Source organism: Janthinobacterium rivuli, from assembly GCF_029690045.1.
Lineage (GTDB): Bacteria > Pseudomonadota > Gammaproteobacteria > Burkholderiales > Burkholderiaceae_D > Janthinobacterium > Janthinobacterium rivuli.
This window is the reverse complement of sequence record NZ_CP121464.1, coordinates 4099637-4118013: the sequence shown is the minus strand read 5'-3', so window position 1 is coordinate 4118013 and position 18377 is coordinate 4099637. Positions and strand designations below refer to the sequence as shown.

17 protein-coding genes are annotated in these 18377 nt (G+C 65.6%); 4 read left to right on the top strand and 13 right to left on the bottom strand.

Annotated features, from left to right (window positions below):
* Positions 1 to 16 precede the first annotated feature (16 nt).
* The 13 genes from P9875_RS18720 to P9875_RS18660 all read right to left on the bottom strand — a co-directional run bounded on the left by P9875_RS18720 (position 17) and on the right by P9875_RS18660 (position 14216).
* Positions 17 to 739 (bottom strand): hypothetical protein, encoded by a 723-nt coding sequence (locus tag P9875_RS18720; protein ID WP_278316242.1) that lies wholly within the window; start codon positions 737 to 739, stop codon positions 17 to 19.
* Positions 739 to 1512, bottom strand: coding sequence for an ABC transporter permease subunit (locus P9875_RS18715; protein WP_278316241.1), 774 nt, complete (start codon positions 1510 to 1512; stop codon positions 739 to 741). The genes P9875_RS18720 and P9875_RS18715 overlap by 1 nt, the downstream gene beginning before the upstream one ends.
* Positions 1512 to 2222 carry a type II secretion system protein gene (locus P9875_RS18710; protein WP_278316240.1) on the bottom strand — a complete coding sequence of 237 codons (711 nt, stop codon included), beginning with the start codon at positions 2220 to 2222 and terminating at the stop codon, positions 1512 to 1514. Before P9875_RS18710 ends, P9875_RS18715 begins: the two co-directional genes overlap by 1 nt.
* Entirely contained in the window at positions 2219 to 2941 is a 723-nt protein-coding gene (locus P9875_RS18705) for a hypothetical protein (protein ID WP_278316239.1), read from the bottom strand. The genes P9875_RS18710 and P9875_RS18705 overlap by 4 nt, the downstream gene beginning before the upstream one ends.
* On the bottom strand, positions 2938 to 3345 hold the full coding sequence (locus tag P9875_RS18700; protein WP_099403083.1) for a hypothetical protein: 408 nt from the start codon (positions 3343 to 3345) through the stop codon (positions 2938 to 2940). The genes P9875_RS18705 and P9875_RS18700 overlap by 4 nt, the downstream gene beginning before the upstream one ends.
* Entirely contained in the window at positions 3342 to 4019 is a 678-nt protein-coding gene (locus P9875_RS18695; protein WP_278316238.1) for a hypothetical protein, read from the bottom strand. The genes P9875_RS18700 and P9875_RS18695 overlap by 4 nt, the downstream gene beginning before the upstream one ends.
* A complete protein-coding gene (locus P9875_RS18690; protein ID WP_278316237.1) occupies positions 4016 to 5578 on the bottom strand; it encodes a hypothetical protein in 1563 nt (520 codons plus the stop codon). Before P9875_RS18690 ends, P9875_RS18695 begins: the two co-directional genes overlap by 4 nt.
* Before the next feature lie 7 nt (positions 5579 to 5585).
* The gene (locus P9875_RS18685; protein WP_035819694.1) at positions 5586 to 6791 is read right to left on the bottom strand and encodes a type II secretion system F family protein; all 1206 of its coding nucleotides are present in this window, start codon (positions 6789 to 6791) and stop codon (positions 5586 to 5588) included.
* Complete coding sequence (locus P9875_RS18680) at positions 6791 to 8494, bottom strand: GspE/PulE family protein (protein WP_278316236.1); 1704 nt, start codon at positions 8492 to 8494, stop codon at positions 6791 to 6793. The genes P9875_RS18685 and P9875_RS18680 overlap by 1 nt, the downstream gene beginning before the upstream one ends.
* A gap of 7 nt (positions 8495 to 8501) precedes the next feature.
* Complete coding sequence (locus P9875_RS18675; protein ID WP_278316235.1) at positions 8502 to 9872, bottom strand: tetratricopeptide repeat protein; 1371 nt, start codon at positions 9870 to 9872, stop codon at positions 8502 to 8504.
* Positions 9869 to 11812, bottom strand: a complete 1944-nt coding sequence (locus P9875_RS18670; RefSeq protein WP_278316234.1) for a type II secretion system protein GspD — start codon at positions 11810 to 11812, stop codon at positions 9869 to 9871. Before P9875_RS18670 ends, P9875_RS18675 begins: the two co-directional genes overlap by 4 nt.
* A 107-nt stretch (positions 11813 to 11919) precedes the next feature.
* Positions 11920 to 13422, bottom strand: coding sequence for an ExeA family protein (locus P9875_RS18665; protein WP_278316233.1), 1503 nt, complete (start codon positions 13420 to 13422; stop codon positions 11920 to 11922).
* Positions 13419 to 14216: an ABC transporter ATP-binding protein gene (locus P9875_RS18660; RefSeq protein ID WP_278316232.1), complete on the bottom strand. Its 798-nt coding sequence runs from the start codon at positions 14214 to 14216 to the stop codon at positions 13419 to 13421. Before P9875_RS18660 ends, P9875_RS18665 begins: the two co-directional genes overlap by 4 nt.
* A gap of 139 nt (positions 14217 to 14355) precedes the next feature.
* Between P9875_RS18660 and P9875_RS18655 the strand changes: the two genes are divergently transcribed.
* From P9875_RS18655 to P9875_RS18640, 4 genes are all read left to right on the top strand, one after another.
* Positions 14356 to 16059, top strand: a complete 1704-nt coding sequence (locus P9875_RS18655) for a GspE/PulE family protein (protein WP_278316231.1) — start codon at positions 14356 to 14358, stop codon at positions 16057 to 16059.
* Position 16060: 1 nt separating this feature from the next.
* A complete protein-coding gene (locus P9875_RS18650) occupies positions 16061 to 17296 on the top strand; it encodes a type II secretion system F family protein (protein ID WP_176389242.1) in 1236 nt (411 codons plus the stop codon).
* Complete coding sequence (locus P9875_RS18645; protein ID WP_152598705.1) at positions 17296 to 17802, top strand: type II secretion system protein; 507 nt, start codon at positions 17296 to 17298, stop codon at positions 17800 to 17802. The genes P9875_RS18650 and P9875_RS18645 overlap by 1 nt, the downstream gene beginning before the upstream one ends.
* 78 nt (positions 17803 to 17880) lie before the next feature.
* Entirely contained in the window at positions 17881 to 18354 is a 474-nt protein-coding gene (locus tag P9875_RS18640) for a type II secretion system protein (protein ID WP_278316230.1), read from the top strand.
* Positions 18355 to 18377: the final 23 nt, after the last annotated feature.

Genomic DNA, 18377 nt, shown 5'->3' with positions numbered 1-18377 from the left:
CATTTCAGGCAGCCTGTCATGGTGCGGCCTGTGCTTTCTTCCTGGCCAGTTCGTCGAGCCGGCGCGCGAGGAAAGCCAGTTCGTGCGGGTCATTGATCTGGCCGCTGGCGAGCAAGCCGCCGATCACCAGGCGGGCGCCGTCGAGCTGGTCCATGTCTTCCAGGATGAACGCTTCCATCTCGCGCACCCAAGGCGGCACGTGCGGTCCCGTCGCCAGCCGGCGCAGCATGCGGGCATAGCCGAGCGCCAGCGGCAAGTCGTGCAACTGGTGCTTCGCCACCAGCACGGCCTGCGCCATGGCGGGCCAGCGGCGCCGCGGGTCGGCCGCGAAGCTGGCGGCGACAAAGTTGAGCATGCGGCGCGCGCGTTGCGGATCGGCCACGCCGGCATACACCTCGCCGGCGGCCACCAGCGCGTACTGGCTGCGCGGATCGAGCGTTTGCGCCGTCTCCAGCCAGCCGGCCAGGCGGTCATAGTCGAGTTCGCGCCACGGCAGGCTGACGCCGGCCTGGTCTTCGAACGATTGCAGGTACAGCAGCATGGCTTTCGACATGGCCAGCGGTTCGCCCAGGCTGGCCAGGCGCGCCACGCCAGCCGGCGGCGCGGCGGGCAGGGGGCGTGCCTGGGCGGGAGCGTGCTGCTGCGCCAGGCGCCAGCCCAGCTGCAATAACAGGCAAGCCGCCAGCACCCAGCACACGGGGCGCGGCACGCTGGTCCAGGGACGTTGCGCGGCAGCCATCAGATGTTCCTGCGGTAAAAGTCGCACAATGCGCAGCTGGCCAGCAAGGCCACATAGATGCCGGTTTGCGCCGCCACGTTGAGCAGCGCCTGCCAGTCGCCGGTGGCGTACAGCAGCCATTCCGTACGGGTAAACGCGTCCAGGCGGGGCAGCAGCAAGGCCAGCACATCGATGGCGCCGGCCGTGGCCCGTTGAGCCAGGGAATCGCCCGCCTGCGGGCCATGCGCCAGCAGTTGCAGGCTGCCCAGCATGCGCGCCAGCACGTAAAAGCCGCCCGTGGCGGCCAGCGCCGGCAGTGCTTGCTGCAGGCTGGCCGCGCACAGCAGGCTGAAGGCGGCGATGATCCACAATTCTCCCAACAGCGACAGCGCCCACAGCGCGCATTGCGCGGGCGCGGCGAACGGCGCCATCAACAGTCCGGACAGCGCGGCGGGAATGGCCGCCAGCGTGCCATAGCCCAGCAGTTTGCCCAGCAGGTAGGCGGCGCGCGGCATCGGCAGCGCCAGCAGCAGTTCCAGGCCCCGGTCGGCCGCTTCGCGCGCCATGCTGGTGATGATGAAGGTAGCCAGCAGGAAGACGCCGGCCAGGCGCAGGGTGGCCGCCAGCAGGGCCGCCTGCACGGCGCCGCTTTCCGTCAGCGCCAGTTGCTGCAGGAAGCCGGCCAGGGCGGCCGCGCCGCAGGCGGCCAGCAGGAACAGCCACGGCAGGCGGCTGCGCAGCGCTTCGAGCAGCGTGTAGCGGGCGATGGTGAGCGAGGGCAGGAGCATGGGCATCAGCGGGGCAGCCTTTGCGCGGCCACCATGCGGTTGAACAGGATGTTTGGCGACAGCCAGGCGACGATATCGTCGAATTCGCCGCCCGGCTGCTGCGGGCCGCTGGCGGCGCGGCTGATGAAGGTGGTGGCGTTCGAGGCATTGTTGCGTTCGTCGACATTGTTGCCGAAAGGCACAGCCTGGCGTTGACCCTGCGCGCTGGTGGCGCCGAAACCGTTCTTGCCGTGCGACATGATCATCGCGGGGATGTCGTTCAAGGCCGTCGCCTGCAGCAGCGCGCCGCCATTGCGCGTGACGATGCTGATGTCGCGCGGCGTCGACAGGCTGAAAAGCTGGCCGCTGTCGCTGAAGGCCGGCGTCACGCTGTAGCGCAGCAGATTGTTCCAGCTGTCGCCCTGGCGCAGTCCCAAGGTGGCCCATGGCAGGAAACCGGCGCGTTTTTCGCCCGTGCAGCGCGTGCCGCGCCGGTCTTCCAGGCCGCTCGCGGCGGAGATGGCGGGACAGGGCAGGTAGCCGTAGCGCAACGCGTAGCCCGTCAGCGCTTCCTTCGCTTCATTCAGCGCCTGTTGCGTCTCGGCCACCTTGCGCTGCTCCAGCTGCACCGTCAAGGGCGTGACCAGGCCGCCGATCATCAGGCCCACGATGACGAGCACGATGGCGATCTCGATCAGGGAAAAGCCGCCATGACGGCGCGGATGGCGGGCGCTCATGGCAGATTGCGCGCGGCGCGCATGCGTTGGTACAGGGTGGGCAAGGTAATCCAGGTCAGCATGTCGTCAAAGGCGCCGCCGGGCAGCGCGGCATTCCCGGTGGCGGGGCGGGCAATGAAACCGCGGCTGGCGCGGTCGTTGGCCGCCTCATCGATATTGCCGCGTGCCGTATTGATCCGCGGCACGCCGCTGGCGGCCGTGCCGTAATGATCCTTGCCTTGCGAGAACAGCACGACGGGCAGGCATTGGGCGCTGACGTCGCACAGCGCCTGGCCCGCCACGAAGGCAAGTTCGCCGCGCGAACCGCGTTCAAGCACGACCCTGTTGGCGATGGCGGAAAAAGAGACGATGGGCGCGCGCGCCATTTCCGGCGTGACGCTGTAGCGCAGCAGCTTGCCCCAGGCATCCACGCCGTCCACGCCCAGCGCCACCCACGGCAAAAAGCCGCTGCAGGCGGCATCGTCGGCGCAGTCGGCGGCCCGTTCGCGCCCGTCGAGGGCGGAGGCGGCCGGACGGGGCAGGCGGCCATTGGCCGCCGCAAAGCCCAGCAAGGCCTCGCGCGCCTGCGCCAGGGTGGCCAGGGTGCGCTGCTGGCGTTCGGCCTCGCCCGTGTTGCGGCCAAAAGCGCTGATCAGCAGGCTGGCCGCGCCCAGGCCCAGCACGGCCACCAGCAGGAGCAGGGCGGCGCCACGCTGGCGACGAGCTTTCCGTGGCGTCATGGCGGGGTCTCCTGCACTTCGGTGACCGTGCCGCTGGCCGGATCGTAGCGCTGGCCAGGTTTCAGCAGTACCACCTGGCCGTTCGACAGGCGCAGGGTCAAGGTGCCGGGTTTGTCACGGGCAAGGCGGTTGTGCGGCTCGTTCTGCGCTTCCTGGTTCAGCCAGACGGTGGAGCGGCCGCTGCTGCGCACCACCACGCCATTCAATTCCACAGGCGGGGCGGGCGGTGGCGGGGGCGGTGGCGCCGCCAGGGCCGGATCGGGGGGCGGCGGCCCGTAGCGCTGCGCGTCGAGCTGGGCGCGCTGCTGGGGCGACAGGAACAAGCGCCCCAGTTGCTGTGCCTGTGCATGGAGAGTGGGCGCGGCGCCGGCCAGCAGCGCGCACAGGACGAGAGCGTACCTCATGGCGGCCCCGCCACGGCCAGGCTGTTGACGGTCAGCCACAGCAGTTCGCATTCGGCGCCCAAGGTGGGTGCTGCCGCGCCGCCAGCCCCGGCTGCCCCATGGCGCTTGAGTGTGCACTCCTGCACTGCGAAATAGCCGGCCTGGCGCAAATCGTCAAACAGGTTCAGCAAATCCATCTCGTGCAGCAAATCCATCTGCAGGCGCATGCGGCTGCCGCGCAAATGATATTGCCCCATCACCATCGGTAACGGCACTTGCAGCCCTTGCTGCGGGCTGATGTCATAGCTGATCGGCAGCAACTTGCGCTGTTCCTGGCTGCGGCGGATGGCGTCGATCCAGGCCAGGCGGTTTTCTTCGCCGATCAGGCCGCGCTGGCGCAGCGCCAGGAATTGCGGTTCGTAGGCGCGGATTTCCTGCTTTTCCGCTTCCGCGTGGTTGAACAGGGTGGCCGCCGCCGCGCGCGTGTGCTGTGCCAGGTACAGCTGTTGCGCTTCGCGCGTGCGGTAGGCGGTGCTCAGGCTCAGCAGTACCACGCCGGCCAGCAGGGTCAGGGCAAAGCAGAGCAGGGCGCCGCGCACCAGGCGCAGTTCGCCCAGCCAGGCGGGCAGGGTGCGCATGGGCGTGCTTGCCCGCTGCATGCCGGGCAGGGGCGGCTGCTTGACGGGGCCGCTCATGGCTGCCACTCCAGCAAGAGGGTAAAGCGGGCCTGGCTGTCCGGCGCCGGCGCGGCGCTCTTGCCGGACAAGGCCACGCTGGGACGCAAGTCGAGCGGCGTTTCCTCTATCCTTACCTGCATGCCCGGCTGGCGCGCCAGGGTTTGCGCAAACGCCGTGATGGCGGCCAGCGCGGTGCGGTAGTCATTGTTCGGCATGGCCACGTCCGCTTCCAGGCGCAGCGCCTGCGGCGGCGCGACAGGGATGCCGGCCAGGCTGCTGCCCAGCGGGCGAGCGCTTTCCGTCTGCGGCGCTTGCTGGCTGCCGCTCGTGCGCGCCGGGGGCGGTCCCGCGTTCCAGTGCAGCTGGCCCAGCTGGATTTGCGGCGCCTGGTCCAGCGCCGCGCTCAGCAGGCCCAGCAGGCGGCCCGGTTCCGGCGCCTGGCTGGCGATCATCTGGCCCAGAGTGACGGCCACTTTCATGTTCTGCGTCCTGGCCGGCGCCGGCGGCTGCGTCGACATGACGCTGCGGTAGCGTTCCTGGTAGGACGCCGTTTCCTGCGCCAGCCGTTGCGTGGCGGCACCATCGGCGATGCCGCCAAGCAAATTGATCACGCACCACAGGGCGGCCGACGCGCCGATCAGCGCGCTGGCGCCATACAGCGTCTTGCGCGCGCGCTGGAAGTGGTAGTAGCGGGCCAGCGCGCCGGGCGGATAGTGACTGGCCGGCGGATGCTTGCCCAGCAAGGTCAGCAGCAATGCATCGGCCAGCGCCGGCGTCTGGCGCAAGCCCACCCGTGCGCCGGCCCGTTGCAGGTCGATGAAGTGGTAGGCCACTTCGACGCCGTTGTCGCACAGCAGTTCAAGCTTGGCGATCTGCGCGGCCGGCGCCAGGATGACGGTATTGAGCAGGTCTCCGCGCGCCAGCATGCGCGTGCTGGTGAGAAATTGCCGCGTCTTTTCCGTTTCCAGGACGATATTCACGGCCACGCCGTCGAGCGCGATGGTGGCCGTCTGGCGCGAAAAGCGCAGCTGGCCCTTTTCATAGTAACTTTGCCGCAAGCCGCCCGATTGCTGCGTCACCAGCAGCAAGTGTTCATGCGCGAGCGACAGCTTTTTGACCAGCGCGATACTGAGCAGGCTGGTCGAATAAATGCCGGCCACGGGCACGCGCAAGTGTTCAAGCGCCTCCGTCCACGGCTGCAACAAGGACGGGTTGGTCAGGGCGAAAAACAGTACCTGGTCATCGTGGCGGCCCGTGCTTTCGCGGCCCAGCACGGTGCTGCCCCGGTAGGGCGTGTCGCGGTGCAACTGCTGGCGGCGCCGCTCCAGCAGGGCGCGGCCCGCCTTGCCGCGCACGTGGGGCACGAGCTGATGCTGGAAATCTTCCTCGATCAAGTCCGTCAGCAGGTAGGCGGGCACGTCCAGACGGTGCGCCTGCGGGTCTTCCAGCCACGCGGCGAAGCCGTCCAGCCCGGCCGCGCTGGCGGCGAAGGTCTGGCCCGGGCCCAGCACGCCATGGTCCCAGTCGTAGGCGCACAGGGCGTCGCTGGTGAGGTAAAGTAATTGTTTGCGGAACACGGCGGCCTCAGGTTTTGATTGTGCTGATGGTGTCGTAAATCGGCCCCAGTACCGACAGCATGATCCAGCCCAGCAGCAAGCCCAGGATGACCGTCATGGCCGGCTCGATCATGGCTTGCACTTTTTCAATCAATTCCTTCACTTCGCGGTTGTAAAAGTAGCTGACATTGCGCAAGGCCGTGTCCAGCGAACCCGTGGCCTCGCCTACCTTCAGCATGCGGATCACCAGCGGCGGGAAGATGCCCGTGTGCTGGAAGGCGGCGGTGACGCCGTAGCCTTCGCTGATCAGCTGGGCGGCGCGGCGCAGGCCGGCCGCCACCACCTGGTTGCCGGCGATGCCTTCGGACAGGCGGATGCATTCGAGTATCGTGATGCCGGAGGCATACATCAGGGCAAAAAACGTGGCGAAGCGGGCCAGGATGATCTTGTGCAGCACGGGGCCGATCAGCCACAGCCGCAGTTTCAAGCCATCCCAGGCATAGCGGGCCGCCTCGCTGCGGCGGATCAGCGCGCGCAGGCCGAAGAACAGCAGCACGGGCAAAGCCAGCAGCAGATACCAGTAGTCGATGAACACATTCGACACGGCAATGAGCACGCGCGTGTGCAGCGGCAGTTCGCCGCCCATGTTGCGAATAAAAGCCGTCAGCTGGGGGACCAGATAGATCATCAGGAAAAACGTCACGGCCGCCACGACGATGGCGACGATGACGGGGTACATGACGATCTTGCGCGTCTGCGAGGCCAGCTCGTCCTGCCATTTCAGACTTTCGGACAGATTCTTGAAGACGTCGGCGATTTTGCCGCTCTGTTCGCCCGCCAGTATCAGGCTGGTGAACGTGGCGTCGAAGATGTCGCCATGCTGCGCCAGCGCGCCCGACAGGGGCAGGCCGCCCTCGATGCTTTCGATCAGATCCGTGACGACTTCGCGCAGGCGCGGGTGGTCCGTGCTTTCGCGCAAGTCATTCAAGCCTTCCAGGATGGGCACACCCGCACCCGTCAATTGCTCCATGTGAAAACAGAAATTGATCAGGTCGCGCCGGTGGATGACCCGCTTGCCCAGCAGTACCAGGTACTGCCCCGTGATCTTGCAGTCGATCAAGTCGAGCTGCATGCGGTGCAAGCGCGCTTCCAGATCCGGCACGTTGGCCGCCTCCATGCTGCCGGGAATCAGCGCGCCGGCGGCATCCATGGCGCGGTAGACATATTGCGCCATCAGGCCAGCCTTTCCGTCAGGTCGACCACGCGGCCCACTTCTTCCAGGGTGGTGACGCCTTCCATCACGCGGCGCATGCCGTCGTCGACGATGCCCTTGAAGCCGGCTGCGCGCGCCGCATTCTTCAATTCGCGCGAACTGGCGCGGCGTGCCGTCAATTCATCGAGTTCGGCCGTCATCTTGAGGATTTCCATGATGGCCAGGCGGCCCTTGTAGCCCTGGTGGGCGCAGCGCTCGCAACCGGCGGCGCGGCAGATGGACACGGGCGCCTCGTCCGGGACCAGGCCCAGCAGGCGGCGCTCGATGGCGTCCGCGATCACCGTTTCCTTGCAGTGCGGACACAAACGGCGCACCAGGCGCTGCGCCACGATGCCGATGATGTTGCCAGCCATGATGTCGGGCAGGATGCCGATGTCGAGCAAGCGCGCCACGGAACCGATGGCCGAGCTCGTATGCAGGGTGGAATACACCTGGTGGCCCGTCATGGCGGCGGCAAAGGCCATTTCCGCCGTTTCGCGGTCGCGGATCTCGCCCACTAAAATGATGTCCGGGTCTTGCCGCATCATCGAGCGGATGCCGTCGGCAAAGCCCAGCTTGACGGATTCGTTGACGGAAGTCTGGCGTATCATGTTCATCGGATACTCGACCGGATCCTCCAGGGTCATGATGTTGACGCTTTCCGTATTGATATGGTTGAGTATCGAATACAGGGTGGTGGTCTTGCCGCTGCCCGTCGGGCCCGTCACGAGGATCACGCCGTCGGGGCGCGCGATCATCAGTTTCAGCAAGTTCAGCTCCGCTTCGGCCAGGCCCAGCGAATCGAGCGGGACGATGCCTTTTTGCCGGTCCAGCACGCGCAGCACGACGTTTTCGCCATGCGTGGTGGGCTGCGCCGACGCGCGAAAGTCGATTTGCCGCCCGGAAAACTTGATGCTGATGCGCCCATCCTGCGGCGCGCGCGCCTCGGCGATATTCATGTTCGACATCACCTTCAGGCGTACGGCCATGGCCGGCCAGTACGATTTGTGCAGGCTGCGGATTTGCCGCAGGATGCCGTCGATGCGGTAGCGGATGCGAAGGAACGACTGTTCCGGCTCGAAATGGATGTCCGAGGCGCCGTTTTGCACGGCATCGGCCAGCAGCGCATCGATCAGGCGCACCATGGGCTGGCTGTACTCGTCCGACGGCGAGGCCATGCTTTGATAGCTGACTTCGCCCGTTTCGATTTCGTGCAGTATGCCGTCGATCGACAGTTCAAAGCCATAGTACTGGTCGATGGCGCGCGAAATGTCCGATTCGTTGACCAGCACGGTGGAAATCGTGATGCCCTTGACCAGCATGGCGCTGATCTGGTCGAGCGCGACGATGTTGCTGGTGTCGGCCATGGCCAGGATCAGGTTGTCCGCCTGCCGTTCGTAGACGATAGGAAACACCCGGTAGCGCTTGGCCACGTCCTTCGGGATCAGTTTTAATGCAATGGCGTCGACCACCAGGCTCGACAGATCGGCGCTGACCTGTTTCAGGTTTTCGCTGAGCGCCTCGCGCACGGTCGCTTCCGTCACAAAACCCAGGGTGATCAAGAGCTTGCCCAGCGGCTCGCTGCTGCGCCGCTGCTCGATCAGGGCGATGCGCAGCTGGTCTTCGCTGATCACACCTTTCTGGATCAGCAGCTTGCCGAGGGGAAGTTTTGCCTGTTCTGCCATGTGATGCTTATTCCTGACGGGGTGGGATGGTGGCCGGCTCGGCCGTGGCCACAGGTGCCGTCAATTCGCGCAAACGCGTTTGCACGACGGCCTGGTCGAAGGCGGCGGGCGCCGCTTGTGCCAGGGTCAAGGCGCGCTGGTAATACGTGGCGGCCAGCCGGGGCTGGTTCAGCCGATCCAGGCCCACGGCCAGGTTGAAGGCATAGTCGGGATTGCCGGGCGCGGCGCCATAGGCGCGGAAAAATTGCTGCTGCGCTTCGTTCCAGCGGCGCTGCTTGGCATACACATTGCCCAGTGCAAACAGCACGGGCGCGCTGTCGGGGCTGCGCGCCAGGATGGCTTTCAGCCTTGCTTCGCTCTGCGCCACGTCGCCCTGGCGCAGGCCGATCAGGCCGGCCAGCGCTTCGCCATCGTCGGGATTGGTTTCCAGCAAACGCACGTACAGGGCCGCCGCTTGCGCGCCTTGCTGCTCGCGCAGGGCCACGGCCGCCAGGCCCAGCAGCGCGTCGCGGTTATTCGCATCCTGCCGCAGCACGGTTTCATATTGCTGACGAGCCAGGCCCAGCTGGCCGCCGTTGAAGGCCTGGTAGGCTTGCTGCACGCCGGGGTTGATTTGCGGCGCGGCCACGCTGCGCTGCACCTGGATCTGGCTATTGTCGGGCGCGGCCACCGGTGGCAGGCTCGGTGGCGCAGGCGGGGCCAGCTGCGCCAGCTGCGCCGCCACGGCGGCCTGGATCATCGCCTGCTGGTCCGCCGCAGCTGTCTGCTGGCGCGCGTCGCGCGGATAGTCGGGCGGCAGTGCGGCAGGCGTCATGGCGTCCGTCGGCGCGGCACCCGTGGCCGGCAGCACCAGCACGGGGCCGGCAACGCCGGCCGCGCCCGGAGCGTCCGTCAGCGGCATGGGCACGCCGGGCAGGCTGGCGCCCGCGCCGGGGCTGGTGCTGGCGCGCCAGTACCAGTACGCCATGGAGCCAGCCACCAGCAGCAATATCGCCAGCAGCACGGCCAGGCGCACGGTGGCCGGGTCGACGCTGATGGGGCCAGTGGGACCTTTCGGCGGCGGATTGCTGCGGCTGGCGCGTGGCCGGGCGGGCGGCGGTTCGGGGCGCGCGCGTGGCGGTTCCGGAGGCGGACCAGGCTGCGCGCTACTCGACTCGGGCTGCGGCGCGGGCGCGTCCGCCAGCGGTTCCAGGCGCAAGGTGCTGGCCGGGTGCACGGGCGCTGGCGTGGCCGGCACGGGACGGGGCGGCAGGGCGTCGGCCGGCGCCAGTTCCAGGACCTGGTCGTAGGCTTCGGACGGCTTTTCCAGTTCCTCGTCGGAAAGGCTGTTCTGTTTGGCGCGCTCGGCTTTCTTGAGCGCCTGCATCAGCAAGCTCATGGAAAATCTCCCTGCAGGCGCGCCTGCGGCCGGACGGCCGGCGCCGGCGGGCCATCCGTGTAGGGCTGGCTGTTGAGCGGCGCCTGGCCTGGCAGCAGGTAGCGGTAAGCGCGGTAATCGCCCTCGACGCTGGCATCCTTGACGACGACGGGGCGCATGAAGATCACCAGCTCCGTCTTGCTGCTTGCCTCATTGCGGTAGGTAAACAAATTGCCCACGACGGGCAGGCTGGACAGGCCCGGCACGCCATCGCGGGCGTTGTCGATGGAGTCCTGCATCAGGCCGCCCATCACGGCGATCTGGCCATTGCCCACTTTCATGATCGATTCCAGCTCGCGCGCCTGGATCACGGGCACGCGGCTTTGCACGTTGGCCGTGGCCAGGGCCGGATTCGGGTCTTGCACATAGCCCACGATGCGCGTGATGGTGGGACGCACGTTGAGGGTGACTTCATCGCTGTCGGAAATCTGCGGCGTGACGCTCATGACGAAGCCGACGGGCACCGTTTCCAGTTTCGATTCATACGTGGCCGGCGTGGTGATGGTGCCCGTCGAGCTGATCACGGCGGGCGTCACCTTGATGGTAAAGAAGACATTGTTGTCGACCACCTTCAGCATGGCCGTCTGGTTGTTCAGCACGCTGATCTTCGGGCTGGACAGCACTTTCACCTTGCCGAACGATTCGAGCAGCTGTATGGTCGTTTTGAAACTGTCCTTCAGGTAATCGAGCACGAAGATGCCGGGCGTGGCGCCGGGCGTGACTCCGCTGGACAGGCCCGCCGTGCCCACTTGCCCCTGGCGCAGTTGCAGGCTGCCCGTCAGGCGCGACCAGTTGATGCCTTGCTGGTATTCATTGCTCAGGCGCACTTCAAGGATGGTCGCCTCGATCAGCACTTGCCGCTTGGCGCTGTGCAACACGGCGTCGAGGAATTCGGCGATCTTTTCATGCTGGCGCCCCGTGGCCCGCACGGCGATCAGGCCGCCTTCCACGTTGACGACGACGGACGAGGGGCTGCCCTTGTTGGCCAGCTTTAACAGCGGCATGCCGTTCGCATCGAGCGGCTGGCCGGGATTCGCGTTCTGGATGGGCCCCTGCTGCTGGCCTGGCGCATACTGGCCGCCAGTCTGCATCGGCGCCTGGCCGCCGTATTGATTGCCGGCCTGATTCTGCTGCTGGCCGGGCTGGACTTGCTGTCCCTGCTGTCCTTGCTGGCCGGGCATGCTCGTCAATTGCTGGTTCAGCTGCGCCAGCGGGTCCACCTGCACATCGTTGAGCGTGGTCTCGCGCAGCAGGTCGCGGATATTCTTTTCCAGGCTGTACCAGAAATTATTTTCCGAACGATTCACGACCAGGGTAGTCGAATTGTTATTGCCATTGCCGCCGCTGCCCTGCGTACCGCCCACGGGGTTGCTGGCGTTGTTCGACCCGCCACCCGCCGTGGAGATTTGCGTGGCGATATTCACGCTGCTGTTGGTGCTGCGCGCCATGTTGACGTAATCGACCTTGTAATTGCGCCACACGGGCGCGTCGGGCAGCACGGTCAGGTTCTTGCCCTCGATTTCGTAGCGCATATCGACTTGCTTGCCGATACGCGCCAGCAGTTGCGGCAGGGTCTGGTTCAGCGCATTCAAGGTGACGCTGCCTTCGATCTGCGGGTGGATGTCGATATTCATGCCCGCGTCGCGCGCCAGCGCAAACAGCAGCGATTGCACGGGCACCTTGTGCACGGTGACGCTGTAGGTTTCCACTTTGGGCGCGGGCAAGGGCGCGGCCAGCGCGCTGCTTTGCTGCACCGGTTCGGGAATGACGCCGGCGGGAACGGGCGCGGCATTGAGGTGGGCAGGCGACAGCGGCGTTTGATGCGTGGCGCAGCCGGCCAGCATGGTGCTGCAGGCGAGGGCGACCCAAAAGGCCAGCACAGGAATAGGGTGTTGAGTCATGAAAAGTTCGCCCTTGAAGTCGTGTTGTGCTTTTGTAATTTTACCCAGCATGATCGCTTAAAAGCAATCAGCTGTGCAGGCCCGGGAGGCAATATGCGGAAATAAAGTCAGGGGGCGCCACGCCCGGTTTTTGCCGCGATCATGGCTTTCATTTCCGTGCGGATACTATCTATGTCGCTCAGCAATATTTTCTGTGGCGATGCCGGGGCCAGCCTGGCCCGCACGGCTTCGGCGCTGGCCTGGTCGGCAAAGCTGCCGTAGACGATGAGCAGGCGCGCGGCGGAGGTATTGCGCGGCGTCTTTGCGGGCGCGCCGCCAGGCAGGCGAAACACGTGGAGGTCGTGCAGGCCCGTGGCTTGCTGCGCCTGCTGCAGGAAGGTTTCCGCCGCAGCCGTCTCGGTGGCGGGCAGGCTGGCGATTTGCAGCACCAGTTGCTGCGCCCCTTGGCGGGCCAGCCAGTCGCGCGATTCGGCCAGCTTGTTGTCGAGCAGCGTGGATGGCGCTGGCAGCGGTGCGCGCGCCGCGGCTGCCTGCAGCGCGCCTGGGTGCGCGTCGGCGGGCGTGGTGGCATGTCCCTGCGATGCCTGCGATGCCTGGAATGCCTGGCTTGCCGGCGGGGCCGTCCTGACGGTCGCCGCTGTCTTGCCCGGGCTGTTCGCCAGCCATTGCCACAGCAGCGCCGTGGCCAGCAGCATCAGCGCGCTCAAGGCGCCCGCCAGCAGCTTGCCCGCATGCCAGGGCGCGCGGTAAAAGGGGCTGTCGGCAATGGCCAGGCGCATGTGGCGCGCACTGATTTCCTGTGCATCGTCCGCAAACGCGGCCAGCAAGGCCTTGTCGGCCAAAATGTTGACCCTGCGCACGATGCCTTGCGCGGCGCGCGCCAGCTTGCGCAGTGCGGCCGGCGTGAAGACGAGCGGCGCCGTGCGGCCGGCGGCGCTCAGGCGGCATGCCAGGTAGTCGCCCAGCAAGGCTGGCGGCAGGGGCGGCACGCTAAAACTGTGGGTGATGCGTTCCTTCAATGGGCGAAACTGCGGCAAGTCCAGGGTGTGCTGCAATTCCGGCTGGCCAAACAGGACGATTTGCAGCAGCTTGTGGCTGGCCGTTTCCAGATTCGTCAGCAGGCGCAGCGCTTCCAGCGTGGCGCCCGGCATGGCTTGCGCTTCTTCGGCCAGCAGCACCACCTGCCGTCCCGCCGCATGCCGGGTGATCAGCTCGCCGTGCAGGACGCGCAGCACGGCATCGGCGCGGCATCCGTCCAGTTCCAGGCCCAGTTCGGCGGCGATGGCGTGCAGCACGTCGTCCGGCTCCAGGCGGGGATTGAGCAGGTACAGCACGTCAACATGGGGCGGCAGGCGCTCGGCCAGCATGCGGCACAACATGGTCTTGCCGCTGCCCACTTCGCCCGTCAGCTTGATGATGCCTTCGCCTTGCGTGACGGCATACAGCAGCGCATCGAGCAGTTCGCCCCGTGTATTGCCGGGATAAAAGAAGGCCGGGTCCGGCGTGATGCCGAACGGCGCCGTGCGCAAGCCGAAATGGCGCAGATACATGCCGTGCGGCGCGGGCGCGTAGGGGCTGGCGGCGTGCGGCGCGGAGACAGGGGCGTTCATGTCGCGATGCAATTGAGAAAAGCCTGTTCCAGGCTGGCGTCTTCGGCGCCGCCATGGCGCGCGCGGCATTCGGCGGGCGTACCTGTAAACACGATGCGGCCCGCATGCAGGATGGCCATGCGGTCGCACAATTCTTCCACGTCGGCCAGCGCATGCGAAGTGAGCAGGGCGCCGCGGCCTTGCGCGCGCGCTTGCCGCAGCACTTGCTTGAATTGCGCGCGCGCCTTCGGGTCGAGTCCGCTCATCGGTTCATCGAGCACCAGTTGCGGCTTGCCCGACAGCAAGCAGGCGGCCAGTCCCAGCTTTTGCATCATGCCTTTTGAATACTCGCGCGCGGGGCGCAGCAGGGCGTCTGGCGCCAGTTCCAGCGCGTCCAGGGTTTGTTGCTGCGCCTGCGCATCGGGGGGCGCCTTGTGCAGGCGGGCCAGGTAGCGCAGGAAGTCGCCGCCCGTCAGGTAATGGGGTGCCTGGAAGCGTTCCGGCAGAAACGACAGGGGCTGGCGCGCCGCGCCGTGGCGATGCGGCTGGCCGAAGATGGTGATGTTTCCCCGCTCGGGCGCGCAAAAGTCGAGCAGGCATTTCAGCAGCGATGTCTTGCCCGCGCCATTCACGCCAACCAGACCGAACAGTTCTCCCGCGCGCACCTGCAGGTCGACGCCGCGCAGCACGGCGCTGCCCGCCAGTTGCAGATGCACGTTGTGGAACTCGATGGCGCAGGCGTTCATAGGGGCAAGGGGCGGCAGGCAAGGCGGGGTACGGCCGCCATTATTGCCATGGGTGCTGGCGGGCGGCAAGTGTTTCCTTGCAGAGTGTCGAAATGCGCGAAAATCAAGCCACGCAATGTATTTTCTTTAAGAAACAACAGGTTCTGGAATAAAATACCTGCGCGCGCCGCTGGCGCGCATCGTCTGAAGAATCTGTCGAGGAGCAAGCATGGCAAGGCCAGAGAAAGTCCGGCTCGGTGAAATTTTGGTGCAGCAGAAACTGCTGACGGAAGAACAATTGGGCCAGGCCTTGACGGAACAGAAGCGTTCGGGGCGCAAGCTGGGCCGCGTTTTTGTCGAGCACGGCTTCGTCACGGAAGAGCAGATTTCGGGCGCGCTGGCGCGCCAGCTCGACATTCCCTACATCAATCTGAAGTTTTTCAACATCAATCCCGAACTGGTGCGGCTGCTGCCGGAAACCCAGGCACGGCGCTTCCGCGCGCTGGTGCTGGAAGACCGCCGCGAGGGCTTGCTGGTCGGCATGTCCGATCCGACGGACCTGTTCGCTTACGATGAAATTTCGCGCCTGGTCAAGCGCCATATCGAGCTGGCCGTTGTCAATGAAACGGAAGTGCTGTCCGCCATCGACCGCATCTACCGCCGCACGGAAGACATTTCCACGCTGACGCGCGAGCTGGAGCAGGACCTGGGCGACGTGTCCGTCGACTTTGGCGCGCTGGCCGCCAACCCGGGCCTGGAAGAGGCGCCCATCGTCAAGCTGCTGCAATCCGTGTTCGAGGATGCCACGCAGGTGCGCGCCTCGGACATCCACATCGAGCCGCAGGAAGGCCGGCTGCAGATCCGCTTCCGCATCGACGGCGTGCTGCACCTGCAGACGGAAGCGGACAGCAAGATCGCCAGTTCGCTGGCGCTGCGCCTAAAACTGATGTCGGACCTCGATATTTCCGAGAAACGCTTGCCGCAGGATGGCCGCTTCGCCATCCGCGTGAAAAACCAGCGCATCGACGTGCGTATTTCCACCATGCCAACGCAGTACGGCGAATCGGTGGTGATGCGCTTGCTGAACCAGGGCGGCACGACCTTGCGCCTGGACGCCATCGGCATGCCGCCCAAGCTGGTGGCGCAGTTCCGCGCCATCGTCAGCCGTCCGAACGGCCTCGTGCTGGTGACGGGGCCGACCGGCAGCGGCAAGACGACGACCTTGTACTGCGCCTTGTCCGAGCTCAATTCCGTGGAAAAAAAGCTCATCACGGTGGAAGACCCGGTCGAGTACCGCTTGCCCGGCATTAACCAGGTGCAAGTGAACGAGAAGATCGAACTGAACTTTGCCCGCGTGTTGCGGTCGGCCTTGCGGCAAGATCCCGATATCGTGCTGGTCGGCGAGATGCGCGACCAGGAAACGGCGCAGATCGGCCTGCGTGCCGCCATGACGGGTCACCTGGTGCTGTCGACCCTGCATACCAACGACGCCATCAGCACGCCGCTGCGCCTGATGGACATGGGCGTGCCCCGCTACATGGTGGGCAGTTCGCTGCAAGCCGTGCTGGCGCAGCGCCTGGTGCGCGTGATCTGCGAAAGCTGCAGCACGCCGTACCAGCCCACGCCGAATGAATACGAATGGCTGCGCCTGGAACTGGGCGAGCTGGTCGAGCGCAACCAGTATTTCCACGGCAAGGGCTGTTCGCATTGCAACGGCATGGGTTACCGGGGCCGCACGGGCGTGTACGAATTGCTGGAAATCACGCGCGCCGTGGCCGACGCCGCCAACCATGCGGACCCTTCCCACTTCATGAAGGTGGCGACGGCGCAGATGGCGGGCGAGACCCTGCGCCGCCACGCCGTGCAGCTGGTGGTGCAAGGCCGCACGACGGTGATGGAAGCGATGCGTATCAGCAACCAGAGCGAGGATTGAGGTGCCGTTTTTCTCTTACAAGGCGCGCAGCGCCAGCGGTGAACTGCTGACCGGCGTGATGGAAGGGGCCGACAGCGGCGCCGTGGCCGACCAGTTGATGGCGGGCGGCAGCACGCCCGTCGACATCAGCGCCACCAAACAGACGGTGACGAAGGCCGGAGCCAATCAGCTGGGCTGGTGGGCCAGGCTGACCGAGAAAAAAGTCACGCCCATGGACGTGCAGCTGTTCAGCCGCCAGCTGTACACGCTGCTCAAGGCGGGCGTGCCCATCATGCGCGGCCTGGCCGGCTTGCAGGAGTCCGCCATCAGCCCCGCGTTCGGGCGCATCATCAAGGATGTGCGCGAGTCGCTCGACGCGGGCCGCGAACTGTCGGCCGCCATGGCGCGCCACCCGGCCATCTTCACGCCGTTTTATTTGTCGATGGTGCGCGTGGGTGAAATGACGGGGCGCCTCGATGAAGTGTTTTTGCGCCTGTTCAACCACCTGGAATTCGACCGCGACATGCGCGCGCGCGTGAAAACGGCGACGCGCTACCCGACCTTCGTCGTCTTCGCCATGCTGGCCGCCATGGTGGTGGTGAATATCTTCGTCATTCCCCAGTTCGAGAAGGTGTTCGCCAGCTTCCACGCGGAACTGCCCCTGATGACACGCATCCTGATCGGCACCTCGCGCTTTACGGTGGCGTACTGGCCCCTTCTTCTGCTGCTGGGCGCGGGCGGCTTTTTCGGCTGGCGCGCCTGGCTGCGCACGAAAGAGGGCTTGTACAAATGGGACCGCGCCAAGCTGCGCCTGCCGATCGCCGGCAAGATCATCCTGAAAGGCACGATGGCCCGCTTCGCGCGCAGCTTTGCCCTGTCGAGCACGAGCGGCGTGCCCATCGTGCAGGCGCTGACGGTGGTGTCGCAAACGGTCGACAACACGTATTTGAGCGCGCGCGTGGAACAGATGCGCGACGGCGTCGAGCGGGGCGAAAGCATCTTGCGCACCTCGGTGGCGGCCAACGTGTTTACGCCCGTGGTGCTGCAGATGATCGCCGTGGGCGAGGAATCCGGTTCGCTGGACGACCTGATGGACGAGATCGCCGACATGTACGAGCGCGAAGTCGATTACGAGCTGAAAACCCTGTCGGCGCAGATCGAGCCGATTTTGATCGTCTTCCTCGGCGCCATGGTGCTGGTGCTGGCGCTGGGCATCTTCCTGCCGATCTGGGACCTGGGCCGGGCGGCCCTGCACTGATGGCAAAAACGTTGCGCCAGCGCGGTTTCACCCTGTTCGAGCTGGCGGTGGTGGCGGGCGTGTTCGCCATCCTGATGGCCGTTTTCTTGAACCGGGTCAGCTATTACCAGCAGCAGGCGCAGCAGGTGGCCGTGGCGCAGATGCTCGGCGTCCTGCGCACCAGCTTGCGGGTGCAGGTGCTGCACTTGTACCTGGCCGACCGGCGCGACCAGTTGCCGGCGCTGGCACGGCAAAACCCGTTCGACTGGCTGGCTGACAAGCCGGCCAACTACCTGGGCGAGTTCGCGCAGCCCGACCTTGAAAAATTGCAAGCCGGGAACTGGTTGTACGATAAGAAAGAGCAAAAAATCATCTATTTGTTTAGTAATGGCAATATTTTTCCCGCTAAAGGGGTTGAGTCAGTGAAATTTAAGGTAATCTTGCCACGTGCGGACGCCGATCTTGACAAGCTCGCCCAGGAACCCGATATCGTGGTGTGGAAATCGCCGGACCCGGTAGCAAACTGAGGCGCTTTCTGGTCCGGTGCGGCGACAGTTTCATGGCGTTGGTTTTGAATTTTTTATTTGATTTTGGAGAAAGCAAGAATGAACAAGTCTTTACGTAGTATGAAAAGCGGCGCCCAGGCAGGTTTCACCCTGATCGAACTGATCGTCGTCATCGTGATCCTCGGCATCCTGGCCGCCACGGCGATTCCTAAATTTATCGACATGTCGACCGATGCGCGCGTGGCCAAGATGCAGGCGGCCGCTGGCGCCCTCAAGGCGGGCGCGGCGCTGTACCATGCGCAGTGGCTGGTGAGCGGTTCGCCCGCCGATGGCAACTCGGTGAAGATGGAAGGCCAGGCGATTACCGGCGTAGGTGGCTACCCTACGGCGGACGCCGCCGGGATTGGTCTGGCTGCGGGTATCACAGCTCCTGACTACGAGATTGGCAGCACGGGAGGTTTCTCCGTGACCCCTGACGCAACTCGCACGAAATGCAAAGTTACGTACCCTGCCCCAACGGCGACTGTCGCCCCGGTAGTGGCGGTAGCTTTGGACCCTGCAGATTGTAAATAAGTTGCACTGATCTGCAAGGAGGG

Excerpts from the sequence above, each read along its gene's own strand:
- P9875_RS18670 (WP_278316234.1), bottom strand. The coding sequence starts at position 11,812 with ATGACTCAACACCCTATTCCTGTGCTGGCCTTTTGGGTCGCCCTCGCC.
- P9875_RS18695 (WP_278316238.1), bottom strand. The coding sequence starts at position 4,019 with ATGAGCGGCCCCGTCAAGCAGCCGCCCCTGCCCGGCATGCAGCGGGCA.
- P9875_RS18720 (WP_278316242.1), bottom strand. The coding sequence starts at position 739 with ATGGCTGCCGCGCAACGTCCCTGGACCAGCGTGCCGCGCCCCGTGTGC.
- P9875_RS18645 (WP_152598705.1), top strand. The coding sequence starts at position 17,296 with ATGGCAAAAACGTTGCGCCAGCGCGGTTTCACCCTGTTCGAGCTGGCG.
- P9875_RS18665 (WP_278316233.1), bottom strand. The coding sequence starts at position 13,422 with ATGAACGCCCCTGTCTCCGCGCCGCACGCCGCCAGCCCCTACGCGCCC.
- P9875_RS18640 (WP_278316230.1), top strand. The coding sequence starts at position 17,881 with ATGAACAAGTCTTTACGTAGTATGAAAAGCGGCGCCCAGGCAGGTTTC.
- P9875_RS18705 (WP_278316239.1), bottom strand. The coding sequence starts at position 2,941 with ATGACGCCACGGAAAGCTCGTCGCCAGCGTGGCGCCGCCCTGCTCCTG.
- P9875_RS18700 (WP_099403083.1), bottom strand. The coding sequence starts at position 3,345 with ATGAGGTACGCTCTCGTCCTGTGCGCGCTGCTGGCCGGCGCCGCGCCC.
- P9875_RS18680 (WP_278316236.1), bottom strand. The coding sequence starts at position 8,494 with ATGGCAGAACAGGCAAAACTTCCCCTCGGCAAGCTGCTGATCCAGAAA.
- P9875_RS18715 (WP_278316241.1), bottom strand. The coding sequence starts at position 1,512 with ATGCCCATGCTCCTGCCCTCGCTCACCATCGCCCGCTACACGCTGCTC.
- P9875_RS18675 (WP_278316235.1), bottom strand. The coding sequence starts at position 9,872 with ATGAGCTTGCTGATGCAGGCGCTCAAGAAAGCCGAGCGCGCCAAACAG.
- P9875_RS18685 (WP_035819694.1), bottom strand. The coding sequence starts at position 6,791 with ATGGCGCAATATGTCTACCGCGCCATGGATGCCGCCGGCGCGCTGATT.
- P9875_RS18710 (WP_278316240.1), bottom strand. The coding sequence starts at position 2,222 with ATGAGCGCCCGCCATCCGCGCCGTCATGGCGGCTTTTCCCTGATCGAG.
- P9875_RS18655 (WP_278316231.1), top strand. The coding sequence starts at position 14,356 with ATGGCAAGGCCAGAGAAAGTCCGGCTCGGTGAAATTTTGGTGCAGCAG.